This is a genomic window from Mesorhizobium sp. M8A.F.Ca.ET.207.01.1.1 (assembly GCF_004794715.1).
In the GTDB taxonomy this organism is placed as follows: domain Bacteria; phylum Pseudomonadota; class Alphaproteobacteria; order Rhizobiales; family Rhizobiaceae; genus Mesorhizobium.
Genome location: NZ_SRUS01000384.1, coordinates 1 through 319, shown reverse-complemented (window position 1 = coordinate 319; position 319 = coordinate 1). Strand labels below are relative to the sequence as shown.

The following is a 319-nucleotide window of genomic DNA, read 5'->3' as shown; positions in this document are numbered from 1 at the left end:
GTTGTTGTGTGGCGTGCTGGTGCTGGTCGCCGCCGCCTATCTTCTCTATGTCGTGCTGCGGCCCGAGTCGTTCTAACGGAGCCGGCCATGACTGAGATGCTTGTCATTCTTGCCGCCAGCCTGCTGCTGGCGTGGCCGCTGGGCCTGTACCTGGCCCGCGTGATGCGCGGCACGCCGATGAAGGTCGACGTGCTGTTCAACTGGATCGAAAAGCCGCTGTACACGGTGTTCGGCGTCGATCCCTCGCGCGCGATGTCCTGGCGCGGTTACGTACTGGCCTTCGTACTGAGCAACGTGGTGGTCGCTGTATTGACCCAGG

At 63.0% G+C, this 319-nt stretch carries 1 protein-coding gene; it reads left to right on the top strand.

Annotated elements, in window-relative coordinates; genetic code table 11:
• Positions 1 to 87 precede the first annotated feature (87 nt).
• The coding region (locus EN850_RS35015) for a potassium-transporting ATPase subunit KdpA (RefSeq protein WP_136093031.1) at positions 88 to 319 on the top strand (232 nt) is incomplete at its 3' end.